Annotated in this window: 2 protein-coding genes and 1 pseudogene; 2 read left to right on the top strand and 1 reads right to left on the bottom strand. The window is 61.4% G+C overall.

The genetic code is table 11. From position 1 onward, the window contains the following. Positions 1 to 898: pseudogene (locus EN925_RS28415) on the bottom strand (phosphoketolase); the annotation flags it as partial. Between the two features lie 263 nt (positions 899 to 1,161). Between EN925_RS28415 and EN925_RS28410 the strand changes: the two are divergent. Next, complete coding sequence (locus tag EN925_RS28410; RefSeq protein WP_127369071.1) at positions 1,162 to 3,153, top strand: protein-L-isoaspartate(D-aspartate) O-methyltransferase; 1,992 nt, start codon at positions 1,162 to 1,164, stop codon at positions 3,151 to 3,153. 98 nt (positions 3,154 to 3,251) lie between these two features. Next, a complete protein-coding gene (locus tag EN925_RS28405) occupies positions 3,252 to 3,458 on the top strand; it encodes a hypothetical protein (protein WP_128337090.1) in 207 nt (68 codons plus the stop codon). The last annotated feature ends 14 nt before the right edge of the window (positions 3,459 to 3,472 follow it).

Raw genomic sequence — 3,472 nt, 5'->3', positions numbered from 1 at the left:
CCTTCGGCCCGGTCCATCCCTTGGGGCTGCGCAGCACGATCATCGGCCATTTCGGGCGTTGACCATGCCATCCCGGAGCCCGTGCCTGCTCCTGAATGGAACGGATGCGATCGAGCACCGTGTCGAGCGTCGCGGCCATGGATCGGTGCATGGCAAGCGGTTCGTGGCCTTCGACGAAGAACGGTTCGTAGCCATAGCCGGCGAAAAGGTCTCGCAATTCCTGATCGTCCATGCGGCCGAGGATCGTCGGATTGGCGATCTTGTAGCCGTTTAGATGCAGGATCGGCAGGACGGCGCCGTCCGACGCTGGGTTCAGGAACTTGTTGGAATGCCATGCCGCCGCCAGCGGACCGGTCTCGGCTTCGCCGTCACCAACGACGCAGGCAACCACCAGACCCGGATTGTCGAAGGCCGCACCGAAGGCATGAACCAGTGCATATCCCAATTCGCCGCCCTCATGGATGGAGCCTGGCGTCTCGGGCGCGGCATGGCTTGGCACGCCACCGGGAAAGGAAAACTGCCGGAACAGTTTCCTGAGGCCGTCTTCGCCCTGCCCGATATCGGGATAGATCTCGCTATAGGTGCCCTCGAGCCATGTGTTGGCGACCATTGCGGGACCGCCATGGCCCGGGCCGCAGATAAAAAGAACATCGAGGTCGCGTTCGCGGATAACGCGGTTCAGATGCAGGTAGAGAAAATTCAGGCCCGGCGTCGTGCCCCAATGGCCAAGCAACCGAGGCTTGACGTGCTCGGCCTTCAACGGTTCGCGCAACAGCGGATTGTCGAGCAGATAGATCTGGCCGACCGAGATGTAATTCGCGGCGCGCCAGTAACGGTCCATGAGGTCGATCCGTTCGTGGCCGATAGCCTGCGGCGTCGCGGCAGCCTTGTCGTTCATCGACATCTCCAGCTTTCGGTTCGCTGGTGATAACTGGGGCATCTTTGCGCTTGAGCAACCCCCGACTGCCGCCGTCCGGGACAGTGTCGCGACCCGAGCGGCCAAGAGACCGGTCGCTATCCCGGTGGAGCGAGCGGCTCTGTCCGCAAATAGGCGGGAACCTTGAAGTCCTCCAGCGGTTAGAAACTGGAATCGCGAAGGCCAGGTTCAAGGCAGCTACCGCGAAGGACAACCTCGAAGCGTTGCACCAAGGGAGCTAAAAAATGCTCGATCTTCCTCGTGCCCGTGATCGAATGGTCAATATCCACGTCGGCCGGCGTGGCATCCATGACCGTGAAATTCTGCAGGCGATGCGCGAAGTTCCACGCGAGGCCTTCGTAGAACCCGGTTTCGAGGAATTTGCTTATGAAGACACGCCGCTGCCGATCGCCGACGGCCAGACCATATCGCAACCTTACATCGTCGCATTCATGATCGAAATGGCGGGCGTCAAACCGGGTGACCACGTGCTCGAAATCGGCACCGGCTCGGGTTACGCCGCCGCGGTGATGAGCCGGATCGTCGAACAGGTCTACACCATAGAGCGTCATCCCGGTTTGGCAGAAACGGCGAAACGGCGGTTTGAAAAACTCGGCTATCGAAACATCGAGGTCCGGACAGGCGATGGCACCAAGGGCTGGCCGCAGGCGGCGCCGTTCGATGCCATCGTGGTGACAGCCAGCGGTCCCGGCGCACCGCTCGCCCTTCAGGAGCAACTCGATGTCGGCGGCAGGCTCGTCATTCCGGTCGGCGACGACCCCGATTTGCAACGCCTGCTCAAAGTCACCCGGACAGGTGCCGCAACCTACAGCGAGGAGGATTTCGGCGGCGTGCGCTTCGTCCCTCTCATCGGCGAGCAGGGTTGGTCGGAAAACGGCACCGTCACCAAGGTCGGTCGCCCACTTCGACATCCGCATCCGATCAGCCTGCCCGATATGATTGCGGCCGCGGCTGAACCGCTGCCCGATTTCGACGATCCGGCCTTCGGCGCATTGTTCGACCGGTTCGCCGACCGGCGCGTCGTTCTGCTTGGCGAGGCAAGCCATGGCACGTCCGAGTTCTACAGGGCGCGCGCGGCGATCACCCGCAGGCTTATCGAACGGCACGGCTTCACCATCGTCGCGGTCGAGGCGGACTGGCCCGATGCGGCGGCGATCGACCGCTATGTTCGCCATCGTCGGCCGCGAACAGGCGCCGGTGCGCCATTCCAGCGGTTTCCGACGTGGATGTGGCGCAACACCGATGTCGCGGCCTTCTCCGACTGGATGCGCCGTCGCAACGAGAAGCTAGAACCTTCGGAGCAAGCAGGGTTCTACGGCCTGGACATCTACAATATGAGCGGGTCCATAGGCGCGGTCCTCGACTATCTCGACCGGGTCGATCCCCAGGCAGCCAAGATTGCACGCGAACGGTATGGTTGCCTGACGCCCTGGCAACACGAACCGTCTACCTACGGCCGTGCGGTGCTCACCGCCGGCTATAAAAAATGCGAGAAAGCCGTGCTGGAACAATGCCGGGACTTGCTCGCCAGACAACTCGATTATGCAAAACAGGACGGAACCGACTTTCTCGACGCCAGTCAGAATGCTCGGCTGATCGCGTCCGCCGAACACTACTACCGGATCATGTACTATGGCGGTGCGGAGTCCTGGAACCTGCGCGACACCCACATGTTCGAGACCTTGGAACATTTGTTGAACGCCGGCGGCCCCAACTCCAAGGCGGTGGTGTGGGCGCACAATTCCCATATCGGCGATGCCCGCTTTACCGAGATGGGTGTCGTCAGGGACGAACTGAACATCGGTCAGCTCTGCCGGCAGCGTTTCGGCGATGAGGCAGCGCTAATCGGTATGGGCACGCATTCCGGCACTGTAGCGGCCGCAAGCGACTGGGATGGCGAAATGGAGGTGAAGCAGGTTCGCGCGTCGCACGCCGACAGCTACGAACGGCTTTGCCACGATTCTCTTGTGTCGCGGTTCCTGCTCGACCTCGGGCGCGACAAGACGCTGCGTGAGCGGCTGCTGGAACGCAGGCTGGAGCGATTCATCGGGGTAATCTACCGGCCGGAAACCGAGCTGGGCAGCCACTATGCGGACGCTTCCCTGCCCCAGCAGTTCGACGCGTTCCTATGGTTCGACAAAACCGCGGCAGTGACGCCGCTTGGCCCGGAGCATGCAAGAACCGGCGTTCCCGACACCTATCCATTCGGGCTCTAACCGGCGCGCGCGGCGAGCCGATGAAGCAGAGCCCTGGAACCGGAACGGCCCATCTGGCTTGCATTTTTAAACTGAAATCCCGTCGAAGGAGTTTTCTCATGACCGGAACCAAACATCCGAAATGGAAAAAACCGAGCGATGCCGACTTGGCGAACAATCCTGGTATCGGGACTTCCAAGGGAACGATCAAGGAAGGCGAAGAGTTCGAGCTTGAAGGCGAGAACACGGTCGAAGGCGATGTCGAGAACGACACGACCGCTGCTGGCGGGATCGATCCAAGACAAAAGAAGCGGAACAACAAATAGCCTGGCGGTGGCAT

It is taken from the genome of Mesorhizobium sp. M7A.F.Ca.US.006.04.2.1, assembly GCF_004022915.1.
Classification (GTDB): domain Bacteria; phylum Pseudomonadota; class Alphaproteobacteria; order Rhizobiales; family Rhizobiaceae; genus Mesorhizobium; species Mesorhizobium ciceri.
The sequence above is the reverse complement of the archived record's forward strand: the minus strand, read 5'-3'. Positions and strand labels throughout refer to the sequence as shown.

Excerpts from the sequence above, each read along its gene's own strand:
- EN925_RS28410 (WP_127369071.1), top strand. The coding sequence starts at position 1,162 with ATGCTCGATCTTCCTCGTGCCCGTGATCGAATGGTCAATATCCACGTC.
- EN925_RS28405 (WP_128337090.1), top strand. The coding sequence starts at position 3,252 with ATGACCGGAACCAAACATCCGAAATGGAAAAAACCGAGCGATGCCGAC.